The sequence below is a fragment of the Mucilaginibacter sp. genome (assembly GCF_965225845.1).
Taxonomy (GTDB): Bacteria; Bacteroidota; Bacteroidia; order Sphingobacteriales; family Sphingobacteriaceae; genus Mucilaginibacter.
Genome location: NZ_CBDDBL010000002.1, coordinates 2,231,446 through 2,253,964, shown reverse-complemented (window position 1 = coordinate 2,253,964; position 22,519 = coordinate 2,231,446). Strand labels below are relative to the sequence as shown.

Annotated in this window: 19 protein-coding genes; 12 read left to right on the top strand and 7 right to left on the bottom strand. The window is 39.4% G+C overall.

The annotated features are described in order from the left end of the window. Window positions 1-7: 7 nt before the first annotated feature. The gene (locus ACYZ0U_RS14265; protein WP_461453209.1) at window positions 8-808 is read right to left on the bottom strand and encodes a tRNA pseudouridine synthase A; all 801 of its coding nucleotides are present in this window, start codon (window positions 806-808) and stop codon (window positions 8-10) included. Window positions 809-820: 12 nt separating this feature from the next. Beyond that, window positions 821-1,045 carry a CDGSH iron-sulfur domain-containing protein gene (locus ACYZ0U_RS14260; protein WP_461453208.1) on the bottom strand — a complete coding sequence of 75 codons (225 nt, stop codon included), beginning with the start codon at window positions 1,043-1,045 and terminating at the stop codon, window positions 821-823. Window positions 1,046-1,203: 158 nt separating this feature from the next. On the opposite strand from ACYZ0U_RS14260, the gene ACYZ0U_RS14255 reads away from it, so the two are divergent. Further along, the gene (locus tag ACYZ0U_RS14255; protein ID WP_461453207.1) at window positions 1,204-3,216 is read left to right on the top strand and encodes a glutaminase family protein; all 2,013 of its coding nucleotides are present in this window, start codon (window positions 1,204-1,206) and stop codon (window positions 3,214-3,216) included. 138 nt (window positions 3,217-3,354) lie between these two features. Further along, window positions 3,355-4,401 carry a LacI family DNA-binding transcriptional regulator gene (locus tag ACYZ0U_RS14250; RefSeq protein ID WP_461453206.1) on the top strand — a complete coding sequence of 349 codons (1,047 nt, stop codon included), beginning with the start codon at window positions 3,355-3,357 and terminating at the stop codon, window positions 4,399-4,401. Between the two features lie 53 nt (window positions 4,402-4,454). Here ACYZ0U_RS14250 and ACYZ0U_RS14245 read toward each other — a convergent pair whose 3' ends face one another. Further along, window positions 4,455-5,054, bottom strand: a complete 600-nt coding sequence (locus tag ACYZ0U_RS14245; RefSeq protein WP_461453205.1) for a GNAT family N-acetyltransferase — start codon at window positions 5,052-5,054, stop codon at window positions 4,455-4,457. 205 nt (window positions 5,055-5,259) lie between these two features. Here ACYZ0U_RS14245 and ACYZ0U_RS14240 point away from each other — a divergent pair, with 205 nt between their 5' ends. From ACYZ0U_RS14240 to ACYZ0U_RS14220, 5 genes are all read left to right on the top strand, one after another. Then, window positions 5,260-7,017 (top strand): ABC transporter ATP-binding protein, encoded by a 1,758-nt coding sequence (locus ACYZ0U_RS14240; protein WP_461453204.1) that lies wholly within the window; start codon window positions 5,260-5,262, stop codon window positions 7,015-7,017. Between the two features lie 17 nt (window positions 7,018-7,034). Beyond that, window positions 7,035-8,795 carry an ABC transporter ATP-binding protein gene (locus ACYZ0U_RS14235; RefSeq protein WP_461453203.1) on the top strand — a complete coding sequence of 587 codons (1,761 nt, stop codon included), beginning with the start codon at window positions 7,035-7,037 and terminating at the stop codon, window positions 8,793-8,795. 92 nt (window positions 8,796-8,887) lie between these two features. Continuing rightward, window positions 8,888-9,592, top strand: a complete 705-nt coding sequence (locus tag ACYZ0U_RS14230) for an NUDIX hydrolase (protein WP_461453202.1) — start codon at window positions 8,888-8,890, stop codon at window positions 9,590-9,592. A gap of 131 nt (window positions 9,593-9,723) precedes the next feature. Further along, entirely contained in the window at window positions 9,724-13,239 is a 3,516-nt protein-coding gene (locus ACYZ0U_RS14225; protein ID WP_461453201.1) for a PKD domain-containing protein, read from the top strand. Window positions 13,240-13,500: 261 nt separating this feature from the next. After that, window positions 13,501-14,517 (top strand): PorP/SprF family type IX secretion system membrane protein, encoded by a 1,017-nt coding sequence (locus ACYZ0U_RS14220; RefSeq protein ID WP_461453200.1) that lies wholly within the window; start codon window positions 13,501-13,503, stop codon window positions 14,515-14,517. 48 nt (window positions 14,518-14,565) lie between these two features. Here ACYZ0U_RS14220 and rpoN read toward each other — a convergent pair whose 3' ends face one another. After that, window positions 14,566-16,041, bottom strand: coding sequence for an RNA polymerase factor sigma-54 (gene rpoN / locus ACYZ0U_RS14215; RefSeq protein WP_461453199.1), 1,476 nt, complete (start codon window positions 16,039-16,041; stop codon window positions 14,566-14,568). 150 nt (window positions 16,042-16,191) lie between these two features. Here rpoN and mscL point away from each other — a divergent pair, with 150 nt between their 5' ends. Further along, window positions 16,192-16,593, top strand: coding sequence for a large-conductance mechanosensitive channel protein MscL (gene mscL / locus ACYZ0U_RS14210; protein WP_461453198.1), 402 nt, complete (start codon window positions 16,192-16,194; stop codon window positions 16,591-16,593). A gap of 87 nt (window positions 16,594-16,680) precedes the next feature. Here the strand turns inward: mscL and ACYZ0U_RS14205 are convergent, their stop codons facing one another. Next, window positions 16,681-17,559 (bottom strand): ChaN family lipoprotein, encoded by an 879-nt coding sequence (locus ACYZ0U_RS14205; RefSeq protein WP_461453197.1) that lies wholly within the window; start codon window positions 17,557-17,559, stop codon window positions 16,681-16,683. 129 nt (window positions 17,560-17,688) lie between these two features. On the opposite strand from ACYZ0U_RS14205, the gene ACYZ0U_RS14200 reads away from it, so the two are divergent. Continuing rightward, the gene (locus ACYZ0U_RS14200; protein WP_461453196.1) at window positions 17,689-17,901 is read left to right on the top strand and encodes a hypothetical protein; all 213 of its coding nucleotides are present in this window, start codon (window positions 17,689-17,691) and stop codon (window positions 17,899-17,901) included. A gap of 99 nt (window positions 17,902-18,000) precedes the next feature. Here ACYZ0U_RS14200 and ACYZ0U_RS14195 read toward each other — a convergent pair whose 3' ends face one another. Continuing rightward, window positions 18,001-18,552, bottom strand: a complete 552-nt coding sequence (locus tag ACYZ0U_RS14195) for a DUF2892 domain-containing protein (protein WP_461453195.1) — start codon at window positions 18,550-18,552, stop codon at window positions 18,001-18,003. A 73-nt stretch (window positions 18,553-18,625) separates the two neighbouring features. On the opposite strand from ACYZ0U_RS14195, the gene ung reads away from it, so the two are divergent. Continuing rightward, on the top strand, window positions 18,626-19,303 hold the full coding sequence (gene ung / locus ACYZ0U_RS14190) for a uracil-DNA glycosylase (protein WP_461453194.1): 678 nt from the start codon (window positions 18,626-18,628) through the stop codon (window positions 19,301-19,303). Window positions 19,304-19,372: 69 nt separating this feature from the next. On the opposite strand, the gene ACYZ0U_RS14185 is transcribed toward ung, so the two are convergent. After that, window positions 19,373-19,843: an Lrp/AsnC family transcriptional regulator gene (locus tag ACYZ0U_RS14185; RefSeq protein WP_158992989.1), complete on the bottom strand. Its 471-nt coding sequence runs from the start codon at window positions 19,841-19,843 to the stop codon at window positions 19,373-19,375. 128 nt (window positions 19,844-19,971) lie between these two features. On the opposite strand from ACYZ0U_RS14185, the gene ACYZ0U_RS14180 reads away from it, so the two are divergent. Next, window positions 19,972-20,622 carry a metal-dependent transcriptional regulator gene (locus tag ACYZ0U_RS14180; RefSeq protein ID WP_461453193.1) on the top strand — a complete coding sequence of 217 codons (651 nt, stop codon included), beginning with the start codon at window positions 19,972-19,974 and terminating at the stop codon, window positions 20,620-20,622. Further along, window positions 20,619-22,505, top strand: coding sequence for an Nramp family divalent metal transporter (locus ACYZ0U_RS14175; RefSeq protein WP_461453192.1), 1,887 nt, complete (start codon window positions 20,619-20,621; stop codon window positions 22,503-22,505). Before ACYZ0U_RS14180 ends, ACYZ0U_RS14175 begins: the two co-directional genes overlap by 4 nt. The last annotated feature ends 14 nt before the right edge of the window (window positions 22,506-22,519 follow it).

Here is a 22,519-nt window from a genome sequence, read left to right as displayed (position 1 = left end):
GTATTTTCTATAATTCAACCCAATCCGTCCCGCCATTCATCATTCCCGAAAACGTACTCCGCACCGGCATATCTAAATAAGGATAAGTAACTTTTGAAAGATACAATCCCTGCGGATAAGCAGGAATAATTATTGCCGGTGTGACCTTATCGGCCAGGTAATGTTCAAATCCATCAACAGTCATGTCACCTTTGCCAATCTCTAATAATCTTCCCACAATAATGCGGATCATCTTGCTTAAAAATCTATTAGCGGAAATATTGAAACGAATCCTGTCACCATTTTTGTCGATAAACAAACGGGCTGAGTTTACGTGGCAAATGGTATGGTCAATGCGGTCGGGCATTTTGCAGAAAGCGCGATAGTCGCTGTACTTTGGCAATATCGCTACGGCTGACTTCATGTTATTGAAGTCGAGATTCCTCTCGGCATAAAATGAACTGAAACCACTTAAAAAAGGGTCTTTATAAGTGTGGATATAATAATCATAACTGCGCTGGATGGTATCGAAACGGGCGTGGGGGAGTCCTTCCATCGGGATGATATCAAAAATGGCAATATCATCAGGTAATAGTTTATTCAGTCTGAAGAAAAGGTCGAAATCCCATTCAATTATATCAGCATGAAAAAAGAACTGACTGGCATGCACCTGGGCGTCAGTGCGCCCGCACCCGGAAATAAAAACAGGTACTTTTAACAACTTGGTTAAACTGGTTTCTAAAACCTGCTGCACGCTAATGGAGTCCGGGTGTTTTTGCCAGCCGCAGTAATTTGTGCCGTGGTAACCAATATGAAAAAAGTACCTCAACTCATTTAAGAATTAAACTTTCTTTGGAGGAAGATCAAACGCGATAGCGTTGTGCTCAAAATGCCCTTTGTGCGCGCCATCGCAAAAAGGTTTGTTGGCTGACAGGCCGCAGCGGCAAATGCTTACCACGGTTCTGCCTTGTAAGCCGTAATTGTTGCCTTGCATATCTACTATCTCAAAATCGCCGTCTATTTTAACCGATCCGTTGTTGTTTATGGTAAGTTTTGTTGTTGCCATGTGTTAGTTTTTTCTTTTTTGCCGAAGATAATCAACTTGCAACACACTCAAATATTAAAATGCAATCAGGATTAATTCTAAATGCGCTAAAATGCTTTTTTGATGTTATTTACACATCTATTAAAATAAATTATAAATTGCTTCTTTAAATCCTACTTATGAAGAAGTTAATACCGGCAATATTTTTTGCATTGAGCTTTTTTAGTGCCCGTGCACAAATTACCAAAGCCCCGGCATATCCCTTAATCACACACAGCACCTATTTCAGTATCTGGTCGTTTAGCGATACACTGACCGCCCAACCCACCAAACACTGGACAGGCAGGGATCAATCACTTTTAGGTTTAATTAAAGTTGATGACAGTGTTTATCGTTTTTTAGGAAACGACAGTACCTCTATGAATATTTTGGTTGCAGAGCAAAAAAGCGTTGAAGTAACCGCTACGCAAACTATATATAAATTCAAATGCGGCAAGGTTGATCTGCAGGTTACTTTTACCTCGCCGCTGCTGCTGAATGATATGGTTACACTTTCGAGGCCTGTATCCTATATATCTTACAAAGTATTTCCTAACGACCGCCATCCGCATAGGGTAAAACTTTATTTCGGTGCTTCAACCAATATCGCGGTTAACAAGCCGTCGCAAGCTGTAAATTCTAAAAAGTACCAAACTACCAATCTTGATATTTTAAAAACAGGAAGTATTGAGCAGCCGGTATTACAAAAAACAGGTGATGATTTGCGGATAGACTGGGGTTATTTCTACGTTGCGCTGCCTAAGGCTGAGCATTCTCAGCAATACATTACCGCGGGTAACGATGCCATTAAGTCGTTCATTAGCGATAGTACCAAATCAACCGAAACATCAGGCACCAAGTTAATGCTGAACACGGTTATCCCGTTTGGTTGGGTACAAAAGATCCCGGTTGAAAAGTTTGTTGAGTTGGGTTATGATGATTTGTACGCTGTGCAATACTTCCATCAAAACCTTAAACCATGGTGGAAGGATTATCCAAAACAAACAATAGAAAGAGAATTGAATACCGCATGCGTACAATACGTTAACCTGATGCAAAAATGCGCGGCTTTTAATGCAAGCCTTTATAATTCTGCTAAAAAAGCCGGTGGTAAAGATTACGCTAAATTATGTGTGTTGGCCTATCGCCAAAGTATAGCCGCGCATTCTATTACTAAAAGTCCGCAGGGCGAGATACTTTTCTTATCAAAAGAAAACTATAGCGGCGGATTCATCAATACGGTGGATGTAACTTATCCATCGGCTCCTTTATACTTAATTTATAATCCGAAATTATTGGAGGGGATGCTTAACGGTATATTCTATTTTAGCGAAAGCGGGAAATTTAATAAAGATTTTGCCGCGCATGATTTAGGCAGTTACCCGCATGCAAACGGCCAAACTTATGGCGAAGGTATGCCGGTTGAAGAGTCAGGTAATATGATCATCCTTACCACGGCCATCACCAAAGCTGAAGGCAATGCCAATTTTGCCCGCAAACACTGGAAAACTTTAAGTCGCTGGGTTAACTTTTTGGTGAACGAGGGCTTTGATCCGACTAATCAATTGTGTACCGATGATTTTGCAGGCCACCTGGCACGTAACGCAAACTTATCAATAAAAGCAATAGTCGGCATTGCTTGTTATGCGAATTTGGCCGGGCAATTAGGGTATACTGATATCCAAAAAAAATACAGGAAAATTGCTGAAGATATGGTGCCAAGATGGATGAAACTGGCCGATGCCGGCGACCATTATTCTTTAGCATTTGAAAAACCAGATACTTGGAGCCAAAAATATAATATGGTTTGGGATAAGGTTTTAGGCCTGAATTTATTCCCGCAAGCGGTTTATGATAAAGAAATTAAATATTACCTGACTAAACAAAATGCTTTCGGTTTGCCTTTGGATAGCCGCAAAACCTACACCAAATCAGACTGGATTATGTGGACAGCAACATTGGCAAAAGATAAATCAGATTTTAAAGCGCTGGTAGCGCCGATTTATAAATATGCCACGGAATCGCCAACCCATGTACCGCTTAGCGACTGGCACGAAACCACCGATGGTAAGCAGGTAGGTTTCCAGGCAAGGAGCGTGGTTGGTGGTTATTTTATGAAACTTTTACAGGTTGATTTTGCTGATAAAAAATAAAGTACTGATAGTATCTTAACTTTTTATTATACAATTTATATACATGGCTTATGTTATTGCCTGTTTTATTGGTAAATCGATAAATTGATATTATATTAGCTTATTATTGTTTTAAGAAAACCTGTATAACCATTCCTGATGATCAAAAAGAAGCTGTCGATAGTTGATATTGCCAATGAGCTTAATATATCAAAAACAACTGTTTCGTTTATTTTAAACGGACGTGCGCGTGAAAAAAGAATAAGCGAGGAACTGGTGGAGCGCGTGCTGAAGTTTGTTAAGGAAGTTGGCTATAAACCTAATTCACTTGCTAAAAGTTTACGCACGGGTAAATCGCATATTATTGGTTTAATGGTTGAGAATATCGCGGATCCGTTTTTTGCGAACATTGCCCGCTATATTGAAGATAGTGCTTACAAAAGCGGTTACCGTATAATTTATTGCAGTACCGATAACGATGCTGAGAAGACAAGCGAACTGATCACAATGTTTCGCGACAGGCATGTTGACGGGTATATTATTGCTCCCCCTGTTGGTATTGAAGAAGACGTGGCTGAATTGATAAAAGACGGCATCCCGGTCGTATTGTTCGACAGGCATCTGGCCAATGTAGATTCGAGCTATGTGATGGTCGATAATTTAAAAGGCACATACGAGGCTACCGAATATTTAATTGAGCAGGGATATAAAAATATCGCTTTCATCACTTTTAAATCAGACCAGGAGCAGATGGAGGCCCGCCTTAATGGATATAAAAAAGCGCTGGCGGAAAATGACCTTGAACCGCGGGTAAAGGAGTTTGTATTTAGCCAGGATATTAAATCATTCACAGCGCCACTAACTGAATTTATTAAAAGTAACAGCGATCTGGATGCTATACTTTTTGGTAATAACCGTATTGGTACCGGTGGCTTAAAGGTTATAAACAACCTGGGCATAAAAATACCTGATGATCTGGCTGTAATTTCATTTGATGATCATGATGTATTTGAATTGTATTCACCTTCAATTACAGCCATTGCGCAACCTATTGAAGAAATAGCAGAAAAAACGATCAACCTGTTATTGAGTAAAATGAATTCCCAAAATGAGGATATCGAGATCAAAAAAATAACATTACAAACTGAGCTTATTGTTAGGGGGTCTTCGCAAGTGAAAGCTAAGAAGTTAGCAGCGGTAAAATAATATATACCTCTAAAACTTATTAATAAGTTTTTTGAGCGCTTCGAAAATTTGGTTTATAAACGTTTTTTTAGGCTTTGTTTAATTCCGTTCTCCCAATCGTTTTTTAAAATGCTCAACACTATTGAGTCACGACGACCTCCTTCGCGTAATGGTACATTACTTCGTAAAATACCCTCTATGGTACAGCCAATACTTTTCATGGCGGCTATGCTGCGTTCGTTGCGGGCGTCTGCCCTAAACTCTACGCGTTCCATGCACAATTCTTCAAAGGCAAATTGTAGCAGTAAAAATTTGCAATGCTTATTTAATCCTGTCCCCCGGTATTGTTCGCCATACCAGGTGTAACCTAATTGCAGGCTTTGATTTTGCGGCTGAATATCATAAAACCGCGTGCTGCCCGCATATTTGCCGGCTTGTTTATCAAATACAATAAATGGATATTCCTTGCCTGCTGCTCTTGCATTTAAGGCATTGGTTATGTATTCACTCAAGCCTTCGCTACCATACGCTCCAAGGCTCGAGTATCGCCAGGTACTGTGTTCATTTAAAGCATAATAAAGCAAATGTTCATCATCAGTAATATTTAGCGGGCGTAAAAGTACACGTTCATCCTCTAATACATACTGTTCATGCGGATCAAAGGTGGTAGCCATTTAGGTAGATGTTTGCTTTATGATTTTTGTAAAAGTATTTTAAAATATTTTCATTCCCAAATCGTCTTTACTGCTAAGCGCATATAAATAACACTTTAGGCTAATGCTTTCAATCATAAAACATAATATTTATCGCAGCGGTAATAAAGCTTTGCTATTTTTACCTCAAATTATGAACATGTGCCTGGCACTTATATAAACAAGAATGGATAAACAAACCGATCAGTCTAAAAAGTTAACCCCAAAAAAACCGGGCATTTTCAGTTTGCTTAAACCGTATCGTGGATTAATTATTTTCCTGGTGATGTTTGCACTTTTTAGTAATGGGATAACACTGTTACTGCCTAAAATTATTGCTTCGGGTATTGATGCTTTTACACATAAGCATTTTGCTTACCGACCTATAATTATTGAGTTTACACTTGCTGTTATCGGCGTGTTTGTATTCACATACCTTCAAAGTATAATACAAACCTATGCATCAGAAAAGGTAGCCCGCGATTTGCGCAGCCGCCTATCCGAAAAGATCTCACAGCAAAGTTATGCCTTTGTAGAGGCAGTAAATCCATCCAAACTGCTTACCAATTTAACTGCCGATGTAGATTCGATCAAAATGTTTGTGTCTCAGGCTATTGTCTCTATCGTATCATCGATATTCACCATTATAGGCGCCAGTATTTTATTGCTCACCATCAACTGGAAATTGGCATTGTGTGTTATCGCTATTATTCCCATTATTGGCGGTACGTTTTATTATGTGCTTAAAAAAGTGAGGGCTTTGTTTAAAGAAAGCCGCGCGGTTATTGACTGGTTGAACAAGATCATTAACGAAAGTATAATGGGTTCCGCGCTTATCAGGGTTATCAACTCGCAGCAATTGGAGTATGATAAGTTTCTGCAGGCAAACACTAAGGCAAAGGATTATGGTTTAAGCATTTTGAGATTGTTTGCCAGTTTGGTGCCGGTGATCACCTTTACAGCTAACATAGCCGCATTAACTATACTAGTGCTTGGAGGCCATTATGTAATAGCAGGCAGCATGAGCCTGGGTAACTTCGCGGCTTTTAACAGTTACCTTTCTTTATTGATCTTCCCGATATTGGTTATTGGCTTTATGAGTAACATCATAGCGCAGGCTACCGCATCATTTGATCGCATAACCGTGGTTTTGGAAAGCGTGGATACCCAACGAAAAGGTACGCTTAAAGAAACTTTAAAAGGTGATGTTGAGCTAAAGGATGTATCTGTTCTGTACGGACAAAAGCCGGCGTTGAAAAATATCTCTTTTTCGGTTAAAGGAGGGGCAAAGATCGCAATAATTGGACCGACGGCTGCGGGTAAAACCCAATTGCTTTATTTACTTACCGGGCTGATAAATGCGACCAGCGGCGAGGTTGAATATGATAGCAGAACGATAGATCAATACGATAATGAATCGTTCCATAGCCAGGTGGGGTTTGTTTTCCAGGATAGTATTATTTTTAATATGAGCATTAGGGAAAATATCGCTTTCAGCGATACGGTTACCGATGAATCATTAGAAAAAGCGATTGATACCGCGGAGCTGCGTGGTTTTATTGACGGTTTGCCTGAAGGATTAAGCACAGTAGTTTCAGAACGGGGCTCAAGCTTATCAGGCGGACAAAAACAACGTATTATGCTGGCAAGGGCGCTGGCGGTCAATCCCAAAGTTTTATTGCTGGATGATTTTACTGCCCGGGTTGATAACAATACCGAAAAGAAAATATTGGCAAACGTGCAAAAGAATTATCCCGGCTTAACACTAATATCGGTTACACAAAAAATTGGCGCGGTTGAGCATTATGATAAGATCATCGTTTTAACACAGGGCGAAATTGTAGCGTCGGGCACACACGAAGAACTGATGCGCAACAGCCCCGAATATGTACAAATCTTCAATTCGCAGCAAAGTACCAATACTTACGAAACCAGCACTAAATAACCCGAAAGAAGTATACTATGAACTACAATCTTAACAGTCTTTCGGGCAAACAGCAAAAAACATCAACCTTAACAGGTTTAAAGAAGTTATTGCAATTGATTGAGCACGAACGAAAGAATTTATTTATTGCTTTAGGTGCTATCCTTACCAACTCTACATTAAACTTATTGGGGCCATTTATAATTGGTTATACCATTGATAAATATGTATCGCATAAGGATTATAACGGTGTGCTTTTTTATTCAGGCGTTTTGCTTTGTATGTATTTGGGTGCATTGGTAACCAGTTATTTTCAAACTAAATTAATGGGCAGTGTTGGACAGCGCATGTTGTTTACCTTGCGTAATGCCATATTTAATAAACTGCAACAGTTGCCTGTTGATTTCTTCAATCAAAATAAAGCAGGTGACTTAATATCACGCGTAAATAATGATACTGATAAGCTCAACCAATTCTTTTCGCAATCACTTATGCAGTTTATCGGCAATATTGCTACCATGATTGGCGCGGGTGTGTTTTTACTGGTGATAAATACCAACCTGGGCGCGGCGGCATTATCGCCGGGCATATTTATATTGATATTTACCTTTGCCACATCTGCCTGGGTCAAGCGTAAAAATGCGGTTAACCTTAAAAGCGTGGGCGGTATGAGTGCCGAGATCCAGGAAAGCCTTAATAATTTCCGGGTGATCATTGCCTTTAATCGCCGCGATTATTTCCGTAAACGCTTTGATGAGGCCAATCGCGAAAATTACCGAACTGCGATAGGTGCGGGCCTGGCAAATAACGTGCTATTGCCGGTTTATAGCTTCTTCTCCAGTATAGCGCAATTAATGGTGCTGGCATATGGTATTTACCTGGTAAGTATAGGCAATATTGGTATCGGGCGATTGATCTCTTACCTTTCTTACGCTACTTTATTTTATAATCCGTTGAGGCAGCTGGCGGCTTTATGGGCCAACTTTCAATTAGCAATGGCAGGATGGGACAGGATTTCGCAAATATTATCATTAGAAACCAACCTGGTTAAAGTTGAAAGTATAGTTGCCGAGCCAGCGGCACCATTGTTGGAATTTAGGAATGTGCATTTTGGTTATGCAGAAGGTCAGGAGATATTACATAACATTAGCTTTAAGCTTGAGCAGGGCAAAACTTATGCATTGGTTGGGCCAACTGGAGGTGGTAAAACTACTACGGCATCATTAATTGCCCGTTTATATGACCCTACAGCCGGCATGGTTTTGTTAGATGGCAGGGATTTGCGTTCGTATGATCCAACAGAAAAAACAAAAAGGATAGGTTTTATATTGCAGGAACCATTCTTGTTTACAGGTACTGTAAGAGAAAATATTTTGTATGGTAATGATTTATATAAAGATTATACTAATGAGCAATTAGAAAAGGTAATAACTGATGCCAACCTGGAAACATTGCTTGTACTGTTTGAGCAGGGACTGGATACCAAAGTGGTATCAGGCGGGGATAGCGTAAGCTTAGGCCAAAAGCAATTAATTGCCTTTATGCGTGCGGTATTACGCAACCCGGCATTGCTGATATTGGATGAGGCGACCGCCAATATTGATACTATAACAGAGAAATTGTTAGAGGATATTTTGAATAAATTACCCGAAACCACAACGCGGGTGATCATTGCGCACCGGTTAAATACTATCCGCAATGCCGATGAGATCTTTTTTGTTAACTCCGGTGAAGTGACACGTGCAGGATCATTAGATGATGCTATGAAAATGCTTTTAAAAGGTAAACGGACCAGTTAATAGCCAGCAATAAATAAAAAGATTACATACGGCGCTTTGCAGCTTAATTGTCCTGAATTATATTTACACTTGTATAAAACTTAAAGCTCATTATGTTAAAGTATTCCGGTGAAAAAGGAATTTTAGTTGCCACAGATTGTATTGTGTTTGGTTTTGATGGTTTTAACCTAAAATTATTACTTGTACAGCGTAGTATTGATCCTGAAAAAGGAAGCTGGAGCCTGATGGGTGGATTTGTTAAGCCCTCGGAAAGCCCTGACGATGCTGCCAACCGTGTTTTGGAACAAAGGACAGGTTTAAACAATGTTTACCTGGAGCAATTTCACATTTTTGGTAGCCCTGACAGGGATCCTGTAGAGCGGGTTTTATCCATAGCTTATTTTGCACTGATAGATATTCATCAATATGAGCAGCAATTAAATGACGAATACCATGCTGAGTGGTTTTTACTAAGCGAAATGCCTGATTTAATATTTGACCATAACGAAATGGTTAAACTGGCAAAAAGGCAGCTGATGTATAAAGCGGCGCTTCACCCAATTTTATTTCAGCTATTGCCTGAGCGGTTTACCATACCGCAATTGCAGGCACTGTATGAAGGTGTATATCAAACTAAATTTGACGACCGGAATTTCAGTCGTAAATTATTATCGACAGGTTTATTATTAAAACAACCCGAAAAGGATAAGCAATCATCAAAAAAAGGCGCGTTTTACTATAAGCTCGATCAATCACACTATCAGGAAAATTTTGAATCATTCCTGAACCTGGTACCAAATCCGGATAAGTTTTTCTAATTAAAGTAATATACTGTTAATGGTAAATCAATATAAATAATTGCGTTGTAAAGCTTTCTTTAATAGCTTTACATGCTTTTAAACTATTGGTATTCATTAACTTTAACAGTTATAAACCCGAATTAATATAAGTGAAATTTTTACGTTCAATAGCTATTGCTGTGATTTTTTTGAGTATCTCCCTGCATGTTTATTCGCAGGGTAGTACGAGTAAAGGCACCGAGTTTTGGACGGCTTACATGGCTAATACTAACCCGCCAACAAGTTCTCAATCGCCAAGCCAGATGGACCTGTACATAACATCAGATGTTAACACATCGGGTACAGTAACGTTTGAGAATGGCGCAGCATCCATGCCCTATACAGTTACAGCTAACGAGGTAACTATTTTAACGATGCCCACATCTAATTATATGGCCGGCTTGGGTACATACCATTACGGGATCCATATAACGTCCTTAAAACCAGTTGCCATATACGCGCATATTTTCGCCGATGAATCATCGGGTGCCACTTTGTTGCTTCCTGTAACTACACTGGGTAAAGATTATTATTCCATTAACTATATACAAACTGCAAACGAAACAGCTTACTCAACATTTATGGTTATTGCCACCGAGGATAGCACAACTATTGAAATAACACCAACAGCACAATTAATTGATGGAACTGCTGCTAATAAATCATTCTCAGTTACGCTAAACACCGGCGATGTTTACCAGGGCCTTGCCAGTAATGATCTTACCGGGACAATTATACAATCAGTGAGTTCGGGTACAAATACATGTAAAAAAATAGCGGTTTTTTCCGGCAGTACACGCATTGCGATCGGATGTAACTATAAAGATAATTCATCCGATAATCTTTTTCAACAGGTATATCCAACGGCATCATGGGGAAAGAACTATATCACAGTCCCGCTTTCAAACCGCGATTTTGATATTTTCAGGATCATTTTAAGTAACCCCAACACCAATGTTACTTTAAATGGCCAGGTATTAAGCCAAAATCAGTTTACCAATGGGTTTTATTATACGTTCAACTCATCTGTTCCTAATATTATTACTGCAGATCAACCGATACAAGTAGCGCAATATGCGGTATCACAAGGCAACACACCTACCTGTGGCAATATTACAAATGATGTAGGTGACCCAGAAATGATTTTTCTTACTCCACTCGAACAAACCTTGAGCCATGTAACATTATATTCTACCAGTAATTATAAGATACTTAACAGTTACATCAATGTGCTGATTCCGTCAAACGCTGTATCGTCGTTTGTATTGGATGGGCAGCCTTACACTTCATTTACAGGTGTACCTACTAATAGTTTGTATTCATATGCGCAAATCCCGGTTGTCAACGGGCCGCATACTATAGCCGCTAATACAGGATTTAATGCGATAGCGTATGGTTTTGGCCAACATGAATCCTACGGGTATGCGGCCGGGGCTAATTTGCAAAATCTCAATGAGTTTATCGCTTTGGAAAATCCTCAAACTGATAGTACGCAAAGTAACGGCTGTAGTGGCGTTAATTATAACCTACAGCTAACCTTACCCTATAAAACAAATAGTATACAATGGAATTTTGAAAACGGTACAGCGCCTTATATTGAAAATAACCCTATTGTTAAAGATTCTGTTGTGAAAGGAATACAAACATTGTATGTGTATACCTATCCAAAAGATCCTGTAGTTTACACCAGCGGGACTTACTCTGCCGTTGCCACAGTTTTTAACCCTAATGCCGATATATGCGGATCGACAGAAAATATTGAGCTGGATTTTATAATAACCGATCCCCCGGTAGCGAAATTCGCCGTCGGCAAAACCTGCCTGGGCGATTCTACTCAATTTACAGATGAAACCACTGGTGTTAGCGCGTTGAAAAGCTGGTTATGGAATTTTGGTGACAACCAAACATCACGACTTCAAAACCCGATACATAAGTATCTAAATCCCGGCAATTACAATGTAAGCCTTACCGTTACAGATGTTGATAGTTGCACTTCCATCTATAATATTCCTAATCTTCATATTGATGCTAAACCTGTGGCCAATTTTACAGCGTCAACTCCTGATTGTATTAATGAAATTATTTCGTTTACTGATCAATCTACAACAGCTGACGGTGCTATTAAGCAATGGCTATGGGATTTTGGTGATGGGATTAAAGATACGGTTACCACTAAAGGTGCGGCAGTTACACATAGTTATGCTAATACCGGTACCGACACTGTTAAGTTAAGAGTAATAAACAGTGATGGTTGCGTTAGTTTAACTTATGCACAACCAATTACAATACACCCTTTGCCTGTGGTTAATTTTACAATGCCCGATGTTTGCCTGGCCGAAGGTTCGGCCCGGTTTACGGACAATAGCGCGATAGCCGATACTACGGCTTCATCATTTACCTATTTATGGAATTTTGGCGATCAAAATGCTACAGCTTCTAATCCTAATACATCTACACAAAAAAATCCTGTACATGTTTATTCTGCAGCGGCATATTATAATGTTACCTTAACTGTCACCTCAAAATATGGTTGTTCTTCAACGTTAACCCAACAATTTACAGTTAACGGCTCTAATCCGGTGGCTGCATTCTCTGTTGAAAATGGAAATGACCTTTGCAGCAGTAATTTGGTTGTGTTTGACGACAAATCATCCGTTAATTTTGGTAAGATCACCAAAATAGTATGGTATTTTGATTATAACAATAACCCATCGGATACTGTAGTATACACGCAAAGTACCATGCCTGCTAATAGGAAGCACCAACACCAGTATCCGCTTTTCAATTCTTCGGGCACACAAAATTATGATGTGCGCATGGTTGTTTATTCAGGCTCAAGCCAATCCTGCGAAAGCCTGGTAGATTCTACGATTACGATTAACGGTAATCCATCGATTACCGTATCACCGATCGGAAACGTGTGCCAGGGGGCGGGCCTGGTAAATATTCCGGTATATAACACCGGGAATTACGCTGGTAAAGGAATATTTAGCGGGCCCGGGATAACTTCATCAGGTGCTTTTAACCCTGCTAATTTGGCTGTTGGTACTTACACTATAAATTATAATTTCACGGCTGTTAATGGCTGTACCTACGCAACATCGCAACAGGTTAATGTAGAGCAAACACCTGTGATCAAAGTTGACTCTGTATATATCATATTACAAGGTGGAAGTGTTACATTGGATGCTAAAGTAGCGGGAAGCAATTTAACTTATAAGTGGTCGCCTTCAACAGGTTTAAGTGATCCCGATATTTTAAGCCCTATCGCGAGTCCGGCAACAGATACGCAATACTCTTTAACTGTTACAGGGGCAGATAGTTGCTCGGCAATAGCACCTGTTTTTGTGCAGGTATTACCAAACATAGTTGTACCGAATGCTTTTACGCCTAACGGCGATGGCATAAATGATTATTGGGAGATACAACACCTGGATAGTTATCCAAATTGTGTGGTCCAGGTTTTTAACCGATATGGTGAACGGTTGTTTTATTCTGTAGGATATCCTAACCCGTGGGATGGAAAATATAAAGGCAGCAGTTTGCCGGCGGGGGTATATTATTATATTATAGATCCAAAAAATGGCCGTAAGACAGTTTCAGGTTCATTAACTATCCTCAAATAGTTGCATCTTCCATATTTTTAATAATTTGATATGTAATTTTAGTGTTACGATAAACGATTAAAATGTTAAATTTTGCTAAAATATTAAATTTATGAGGTTAATATATGCAATGATTATGTATAAAAGCTATATTCGTTACCGAAATATGGTTCTATTAATCAGGGCTATATAAACCTGTCTACCCTGCAAGCATTCTTGTTTTGTTATTTGATTCTTTTAATAACTCATGATGTTATTAAAGGGTGGATATTTATTTTATAAATGAAGAGACTTTTACTCGTTTTATTTTTATTGATCTCAATTGCAGCAGTTTTGCAGGCGCAGCAAAAGCCACAGTACACGCAATATGTTTTTAATAATTTTTTATTGAACCCGGCGCTTAGTGGTATTGAGAACTACACCGATGTTAAGTTGGGGTATCGCAGCCAGTGGACCGGCTTGCAGGGCGCGCCTACAACCAGTTACTTAACAGTAAGCGCCCCATTGGGTGATGATTTTTTAAATGGCGATGCCAGCGAAATGCCGGCCGCAGGTACTGCCGACCCCGCAAGCCGTTCTTATCTGCAAAATTATGAGGCAGCCCCAAATCACCATGGCATTGGTTTTATGGTTGTATCGGATAAAGCCGGGCCAGTAACAGCCACTAATATTGATGCTACTTACGCTTATCATATCGGTTTGACAAGTGAACTTAACCTATCTTTGGGTGTTGCTGCAGGTGTTGCCCGTACAAGTTTAAATACCTCACTTTTAACAACTACAACCCCTGATGACCCGGCTGTTGATGGCGCTAACGGTGGTATATGGAGCCCTGATTTAAGTGTAGGCGTTTGGGCCTATGCATCAAATTATTACCTGGGTGCATCAGTACAACAGGTTTTGCCTGAAAAGCTTTATTTTGATGCTAAGGATGCAGCAGACCAAAGTAAAACTGTGCCTCAATATTTTTTTACAGCAGGTTATAAGATCTACATGTCGGATGATTTGACATTGATGCCATCGGTAATGGTAAAAGTGATCAACCCGGTGCCGATTACTTATGATGTAAATGCAAAAATATCTTTCCGCGATATTTTCTGGATCGGCGGTTCATACCGGCATGGTGACTCATACGGCGTATTAGCCGGATTCAACGTTAACTCGCTGATCAACGTGGGCTATTCTTATGACATTACAACCTCTGCCCTAAATACAGTTAGCAATGGTACTCACGAAATCGTATTAAGTATTTTATTGAACAACCGTTATAAGGTAACTTGCCCGCAACGGGAGTTTTGATTAATTGGAGATTGGATTAATCTTAACTAACTAATCTCTAATCTTTAACTACAATTCTTTTCTCAACCTTGCAACCGGGATGTTCATTTGCTCACGATATTTGGCTACAGTACGGCGGGCAATGTTGTATCCGCTTTCTTTTAGTATGTCAGTCAGTTTTTCATCAGCCAAAGGATGGCGTTTATCTTCTTTACCAATATGCTCTTCCAGTATTTTTTTAACCTCTTTGTTTGATACTTCTTCGCCGCTTTCAGTTTGAATCGCTTCAGAGAAGAAAGATTTTAACAGGAAAGTACCATGCTCGGTTTGTACATATTTTGAGTTGGCAACACGCGATACGGTAGATATATCCATCCCGATCTTATCGGCAATATCCTTTAATATCATCGGTTTCAGATTTTTATCATTACCGGTTAAAAAGAAATCATATTGATATTGCATAATAGCATTCATAGTCTTCAACAATGTTTGCTGCCGCTGCTTAATCGCATCAATAAACCATTTTGCCGAATCAAGTTTTTGCTTTACAAATTGTACCGCTTCCTTTAGTTTTTTATCTTTTTGAGATGCCTTATCATAATGCTGAAACATCTCCTGGTAAGAACGGCTTACCCTGAGTTCAGGCGCATTTTTTGAATTAAGGGTGAGTATTAGTACACCATCGCTGTTAACGATGTGAAAGTCGGGTATTACCTGCATTTGCTTGGTGTTTACCTCGTTACTATCGCCTGGCTTTGGGTTTAGCTTTAATATCTCGTTCACTACACCACGCAATTCCATTGAAGTCATATTTAACGATTTTTCCAGCTTGTCGTAATGCTTGCGGGTAAATTCATCTAAATAATGTTCAACAACATTAATTGCTTTTTTTATGATAGGATCATTGGGGTCTTTTTTACGCAACTGGATCAACAGGCATTCCTGCAAGCTACGTGCGCCTACGCCCGGGGGGTCGAAGCTTTGAATAACCGCCAGCATCTCTTCAACCTCTTCATCCTCGGCTATTACATTTTGCGAGAAGGCAAGATCGTCAGTTAATGACATGATCGGCCTGCGCAAATAACCATCATCATCTAAACTGCCGATGATCTGTTTACCAATTTGGAAATCTTTATCTGATAAAGGAAGCAGGTCTAATTGCGCCTGTAAACTTTCAAAAAAAGAGCTTTGAACGGCAATAGGTATTTCTTTACGTTCATCCTCATCGTCGCCATTCTGATCGTAACGCGAGCCATAGTCGTTTACCGTATCTTCCTGTAAATAATCATCAATGTTAAATTCATCCATTTCCCCTTTTTCTTCATCACCATTGTAAGTGTCTTCGTCAGGGTCACGGTCAGGGTATTGTTCTTCGGGTTCGTTAAGATTAGTTAAGCTAAGATCTTCAAGGGCGGGGTTTTCCTCTAACTCTTCTTTAATACGGGTATCTAACGAAACAGTGGGCACCTGCAACAACTTTATAAATTGTATTTGCTGAGGAGAGAGTTTTTGTAAAAGTTTTTGTTGAAGATTCTGTTTTAACATATATATGAATAGCGCAAAAATACATCAAATTACCTATAACTTTAAACATTAATTATGGTAATCAGTTAATGTTTTAAAAGGTAAAAACCTGTTATTTGTTTGCATAAGCAAGTTTTTATTTAATAAATTAGTGAAAATTAATTTTTTAGTATGTCGATAGTAAAAGAGTTTAAAGATTTTGCCAGCAGGGGAAACGTTGTTGATCTTGCTGTGGGTGTTATCATTGGCGCTGCCTTTGGTAAAATTGTCACCTCATTGGTAAATGACATTATAATGCCGCCATTAGGAATGTTATTGAGCGGCATTGATTTTAAAGACCTGAAATATGTGCTAAAACCTGCTGTAGGCAAAACTCCTGAAACAGCCATTAACTACGGTTTATTTATTAATAATATTATCGATTTTGTTATCGTTGCTTTCTGTATATTTTTAATTGTTAAAGGTGTAAATTCTTTAAGAAAAGAAGAAGCCGCAGCACCAGCACCTGACCCAGCGCCAACTAAGGAAGAAACCTTATTAACTGAAATACGCGATCTGTTAGCTAAAAAATAGTTTTTTAAGAGTCAAGAATCAGGAGCCAATAATCAAGATGATATTAAGGTTTTATCTTATTCTTGACTCTTGGTACTTGATTCTTTCCTAAAAGGTTCTCGGCAACTTAGGGTCTGTCAAAATAATATAATCGCCCATTTTGCTGAGTTTGCTCCAATCCGGATTTATAAAATTGTCATCAGAGTAAACAGCGATGTTCATAATCTTCGCTTTTGGATAATAATGAAGTAGTTGTGCCGGTACGCCCAACTTCTCTTCGCTGTGAAAGCCACCATTTATTTGCAGCACTTTATAGTCCGGATGATTTTTAATGAATTTGGCTATTGACCAGCCCATGGTTGCATCCCATAAGTTTTGTGCCTGGTACATCTGCATGCCCGGCATAGCACTGTGACCGCCCATAATATCGTCGAATTTTTTTAGATAAGCACCGGTAGCGGTATCAACAGGCAAGGGTGGAAGGTATGATTTGCCTGTTGCGTCCAATTGCTGCAAGCTATTTAGCCCTAACCGGTTAACCATGTTGGTATATCTGGCGGGTGCATTTGCCGCAATAACAGGTAGTTTATTGTCCTTTGCAAATTCAATCAGTGGGCGATAGTCGTCATAATTAGGCCAAACGCGGGCATCAGTTTCAAAATTCTTATCTCGGATCAATCTGTTTAAATATTCATTCAATACGGTTTGGCAATCGGTTTCAAACATTTCCATGGATAAGGCAGTCTTGCCTGAATATTGCAATGAAAGCTTCTTTAATAAGATATATTCCAACTGATGCCCTATGGAATCATTATGCTCTTCGCCGAAAAAAAGAACATCAGCATGCTTCATATCGGCAACAATATCATTGACAGATGCTGCCTTTTGAGTTTTGGTATTGAAAATTTTGTAATGAGTTGAAAGGCTATCCTGGGAAAAGCAGAATAGAGGAGAAAAAACAAGGATCAGCAGGGTTGTGAATTTCATAAGTGGCAGTGAATGTACTCTTAAATTAAATTTGATAACAATTTGGTAATGAAATGTTAAAAGGAATAAAACTTTCGTAGAAATAAGGTTGCTTACTTTTACGAACTGATATCCTAAAAAAATAAAGATATGACTAATTCAATCTTAGAAATAACAGAAAACGAATATTTGATAAAACTTAACAGGAGCAATTTTAACCTGTCGTTTATCAGGAGCCTGCTCAAAATGGTTGAGGTTGCTAATCCTGCTGAAGAGAATTTTATAATTCATGAGCGTCATTTAGCTGCAAATCAAAATTTTTCATCAGAGCCAGACTATTTCAGTTCACTGGAAGAAAAATAATCTACCGGTCGCTTATTAATATGCGCTCCGGTATATATCAAAAAAAAGAGACGCAAATACTATTTGCGCCTCGATATGTTTTTTGGATTGTTTTGCTATTTAGAATTGCCTAAACCCGCCTCTTACCACTTGTTGCTTATCCATTTGGGCCATTTGGGCCTTCATCATTTTTATTTGCTCGCTTAGCAATTTGTTTTTATCATCTTTCGTTGCCTCTGACAAGTACATTTGTGCTTCGCGCTTGTTGCGTTTAGCCATGGCTATACCGGCAAGGCTTATTTTAGCCAATGCTACGTTATGGGACATTTTCATGCCTAACTGCAATGATTTTTTGAAATATTTCTCAGATTTTAAAGGCGCTTTGCGCGATTCAACCAAACCGATCAGCAAGTTATAATAACCCCATTGGCTTTTGTTTAATTCCTTTTCGTAATCCTTAATTTTTAATAGCCATTGCTCAGCTTTGTCGCTTTGTTCTTTACGTAAAAACCATTGCGATATAATCATGTTTTCATTAAAGAAAAAGCTAAGCAAAACGATGCCGCCTAAAAGTAATACCAATATACCCCACCACCATGAGCCTGTTGCACAAAGCGCTACGGCTCCGCCAAAAAACACACAGGATATTATTAACCTAAAAATATTTGACATAATTTGTAATTCAATAAATTGAGTGCAAATATCCGTTTATTTGCACGTTAAATCAACAATAGAATAAATATTTATGGCAGTAGATTTGGAGCCATCATGGCTTAAAGTTTTAGGGGCTGAATTTGACAAGGGTTACATGGTTAAGCTACGGGATTTCCTTAAAAATGAAAAGGAATCGGGCCAGGTTGTTTACCCAAGAAACGCAGATATTTTTGCTGCTTTTAATAAAACCCCTTTTGATAAGGTAGAGGTGGTGATCTTAGGACAAGATCCATACCACGGCCCGAACCAGGCGCACGGACTCTCTTTTTCTGTTCAGAAAGGTATTCCTGTCCCGAGGTCACTATCCAATATTTATAAAGAGTTAGCAACCGATATTCCCGGCTTCAAAACCCCATCGCATGGTAATCTATCTGAATGGGCCGAGCAAGGTGTGTTATTATTGAATGCAAGCTTAACGGTACGCGCAGCAACACCAGGCTCACACCAAAAACAAGGCTGGGAAACTTTTACCGATATGGTGATCAAAACCATATCCGACCAAAAGCAAGGTGTCGTATTTATACTTTGGGGAGCATTCGCGCAGGCCAAGGCTGAATTGATCGATCAGAAAAAACATTTTATTATCAAATCCGCCCACCCATCGCCGTTCTCTGCCGATCGTGGTTTCTTCGGCTCAAAGCCGTTTTCAAAAACTAACGAGATTCTGAAAAAAGAAGGGAAGAAAGAGATTGATTGGCAAATAAATTAAATGTGCGCATATGCAGATGTGCAAATTATTTCATCTGCATATCTGCACATTTATAATCTGCACATCAATTTAGTATTCCAACGGAACTATCGGTTCCTTTTTGCTGGTTGACATGATCATCATGGTTTGGAAGGTTTTTACCACGCTGATGCGGCTTATCTTTTCCATGATCAATTGTTCGTACGATTTAATATCGCGAACATATACTTTAAGTAAAAAATCACATTGTCCGGTTACGTGGTGACACTCGGTTACCTCGGGTATGTTCTGTATCTCATCAACAAAGGTTTGTATCGTATTTTTCTGGTGAAAATCCAGCGAGATCTGTATAAAGGTTTTGATTCCTAAACCAAGCTTTTCCTCATCAACCAAAGCGTGGTAACTTTTGATATATTCGGCATTTTCCAGTTTGCGCACGCGTTCCAAAGTGGGAGCGGGTGATAGCCCTATTTCATTGGAAAGTTGAAGATTTGTAATACGTCCATTCTCCTGCAAAATCTTAAGGATTTGCAAATCTATTTTATCGAGTTCAGCTGCCATAATGGGTACAAAGATATATTTTCCTAATCTCACAAAATAAAATTTTTTGAAAAAAGGCTTTCGCAAAAATAAATTTCTTTAATATACAAATTTAGACTTGTCTAAATTTATTATTAGATTTGTTTAAAATGAATACTTTAGCCGAAGAAAATTATTTAAAGTCTATCTACCACCTATCGCTCAATACTGAAAATGTGAGCACAAATCAGATAGCCGCACTGCTAAACACCAAAGCGGCCTCGGTTACCGATATGCTTAAAAAACTGGCTGATAAACAATTGATAAACTATACCCGATACCAGGGTGTTAGCTTATCTGCCACGGGGGAAAAGATAGCGCTGCAAATTGTTCGTAAGCACCGGCTTTGGGAACACTTTTTGGTGAAGAAGCTGAATTTTAAATGGGATGAGGTGCATGAAATGGCGGAGGAAATGGAACATATATCATCCAAAGAATTAGTTGACCGATTAGATGAGTTTATGAATTTCCCTAAATATGATCCGCATGGCGACCCGATACCTGACAGTAACGGTAATTTTAAATCGCATGAGCTTAAACCAATAGCTACGATTGGTGTTGATGAAAACGGGATAATTTCAGGTGTACGGGATCATTCCCCTTCGTTTTTGCAGTACCTGGAAAAACAACAACTTACAATTGGGAGAAAAATAACAGTGACAGAAATAATTGACTATGATCATTCTATCGTATTACAAATAGATAATAACAAAGTACACATCAGCCGCGAAGTAGCTAATAATTTATTAATTGTAATATGAGCGATAACAGCAACGAATCCTTAGCCAATGTCCATAGCTCCGTGTCAACCGAAAATAAAACCGGATGGCGCAAATTTATGGCATTTATTGGCCCGGCTTACCTGATCAGCGTTGGGTATATGGATCCCGGAAACTGGGCAACTGATATAGCCGGTGGCAGCGCCTTTGGCTACCGCTTGATATGGATCCTGTTCGTATCAAACTTAATAGCGCTCTTACTACAATCGATGAGCGCGAGATTAGGCATCGTACGTGGTTTGGATCTGGCCCAGGCATCAAAACACACCTATAATCGTTTCATTAATTTTTGCCTGTATATTTTGGCCCAGGTAGCAATTATCGCTTGTGACCTGGCAGAGATCATCGGTATGGCGATAGGCTTAAACCTCCTTTTTCATTTGCCATTGATCTGGGGAGTTTCGCTTACGATAACCGATACCGTCTTGATGCTCTTTTTGATGAATAAGGGGATGCGCAAACTAGAAGGTTTTATCGTATCGATGATATTTATCATCGGCGTGGCCTTTTTGGTAGAAATGTTTATTGTTAAACCGGATGTTGTAGCTATTGCCAAAGGATTTATACCTAATATGTTAAGTGGAAACGCTTTATACTTAGCAATAGGAATCATTGGCGCAACGGTAATGCCGCATAATTTGTATTTACACTCGTCACTGGTGCAAACCCGAAAAATAAACCGGACAGATGCCGGTATAAAGTCAGCTATCAAGTTCAATATTTTCGATACGGTAATCGCGCTTAACGTGGCTTTTATAGTTAACGCGGCTATTTTAATATTAGCAGCCAGTGCATTTTTTACGAATGGTTTTTTTAAGGTTGCTGAAATTCAGGATGCTTACAAATTGCTGGAACATATTTTTGGCTCAATAGCACCTATACTGTTTGCCATAGCGCTGATCGCCTCCGGACAAAGCTCCACCATAACAGGTACTCTTGCCGGGCAGATCATTATGGAGGGGCACATCAACCTGCGCATTGAACCCTGGCTACGCCGTTTGCTTACGCGATTAATGGCTATTGTGCCTGCAGTTTTTACCATACTTTATTCGGGTGAAACAGGATTAGGAAACCTGATCATATTAAGCCAGGTTGTGCTGAGTTTGCAATTGGGGTTTGCGGTAGTGCCGCTGATCCACTTTGTGTCCGACAAAAAGAAGATGGGCAAGTTTGCCATCGACCTGAAAACAAAAATTATGGCCTGGGGCTGCGCGGTATTGATTATTGGTTTGAATGCGCAATTGGTTATCCAGCAGTTGGGTGAATGGATCCATGCGTCACATTCATCGGCTATTTGGATGCACTTTTTGGTTGAGCCTTTTGTGTTGGCCATAGCCTTGTTGATGCTGTATGTATTTTTGCGTCCGTTATTGTTTAAGCACAAGGATCAGCCAACTTATGTGCCTCATGGCTTGGCAACTGTAATTGATGAATTAGACGCTATCAAATATCACCACATTGCGGTGAGTATTGATTTTTCAAAGAACGACACAGAATCCATCAGGCATGCAATTATGCAGGGTGGTAAACATGCGGTTTATACGTTAATACATGTGGTTGAAACTGCCGGTGCCCGGTATAACGGTAATGAGGTGTTAGACCAGGAAACCCAAAGTGATGTGGATAATTTACAGCGTTATGTAGATGCCATGCGTAAACTGCATTACGAAGCGAATGCCCAAATTGGATATGGCTCACCGGCTACATCCATAGCAGAGATAGTTAGAAGGGAGGGTGTCGATTTTATTGTGATGGGTTCACATGGGCATAAGGCCATTAAGGATCTGCTTTTTGGTACTACTGTTAACAAAGTACGGCACATGGTTAAGGTGCCCGTACTGATAGTAAAACCTCAAACTAAATAAAACGGCTATATTTG

What these genes read in the sequence shown, in the direction of transcription:
- ACYZ0U_RS14260 (WP_461453208.1), bottom strand. Translation starts at nt 1,045, where the DNA reads ATGGCAACAACAAAACTTACCATAAACAACAACGGATCGGTTAAAATA.
- ACYZ0U_RS14255 (WP_461453207.1), top strand. Translation starts at nt 1,204, where the DNA reads ATGAAGAAGTTAATACCGGCAATATTTTTTGCATTGAGCTTTTTTAGT.
- ACYZ0U_RS14250 (WP_461453206.1), top strand. Translation starts at nt 3,355, where the DNA reads ATGATCAAAAAGAAGCTGTCGATAGTTGATATTGCCAATGAGCTTAAT.
- ACYZ0U_RS14245 (WP_461453205.1), bottom strand. Translation starts at nt 5,054, where the DNA reads ATGGCTACCACCTTTGATCCGCATGAACAGTATGTATTAGAGGATGAA.
- ACYZ0U_RS14240 (WP_461453204.1), top strand. Translation starts at nt 5,260, where the DNA reads ATGGATAAACAAACCGATCAGTCTAAAAAGTTAACCCCAAAAAAACCG.
- ACYZ0U_RS14235 (WP_461453203.1), top strand. Translation starts at nt 7,035, where the DNA reads ATGAACTACAATCTTAACAGTCTTTCGGGCAAACAGCAAAAAACATCA.
- ACYZ0U_RS14230 (WP_461453202.1), top strand. Translation starts at nt 8,888, where the DNA reads ATGTTAAAGTATTCCGGTGAAAAAGGAATTTTAGTTGCCACAGATTGT.
- ACYZ0U_RS14220 (WP_461453200.1), top strand. Translation starts at nt 13,501, where the DNA reads ATGAAGAGACTTTTACTCGTTTTATTTTTATTGATCTCAATTGCAGCA.
- rpoN (WP_461453199.1), bottom strand. Translation starts at nt 16,041, where the DNA reads ATGTTAAAACAGAATCTTCAACAAAAACTTTTACAAAAACTCTCTCCT.
- mscL (WP_461453198.1), top strand. Translation starts at nt 16,192, where the DNA reads ATGTCGATAGTAAAAGAGTTTAAAGATTTTGCCAGCAGGGGAAACGTT.
- ACYZ0U_RS14205 (WP_461453197.1), bottom strand. Translation starts at nt 17,559, where the DNA reads ATGAAATTCACAACCCTGCTGATCCTTGTTTTTTCTCCTCTATTCTGC.
- ACYZ0U_RS14200 (WP_461453196.1), top strand. Translation starts at nt 17,689, where the DNA reads ATGACTAATTCAATCTTAGAAATAACAGAAAACGAATATTTGATAAAA.
- ACYZ0U_RS14195 (WP_461453195.1), bottom strand. Translation starts at nt 18,552, where the DNA reads ATGTCAAATATTTTTAGGTTAATAATATCCTGTGTGTTTTTTGGCGGA.
- ung (WP_461453194.1), top strand. Translation starts at nt 18,626, where the DNA reads ATGGCAGTAGATTTGGAGCCATCATGGCTTAAAGTTTTAGGGGCTGAA.
- ACYZ0U_RS14185 (WP_158992989.1), bottom strand. Translation starts at nt 19,843, where the DNA reads ATGGCAGCTGAACTCGATAAAATAGATTTGCAAATCCTTAAGATTTTG.
- ACYZ0U_RS14180 (WP_461453193.1), top strand. Translation starts at nt 19,972, where the DNA reads ATGAATACTTTAGCCGAAGAAAATTATTTAAAGTCTATCTACCACCTA.
- ACYZ0U_RS14175 (WP_461453192.1), top strand. Translation starts at nt 20,619, where the DNA reads ATGAGCGATAACAGCAACGAATCCTTAGCCAATGTCCATAGCTCCGTG.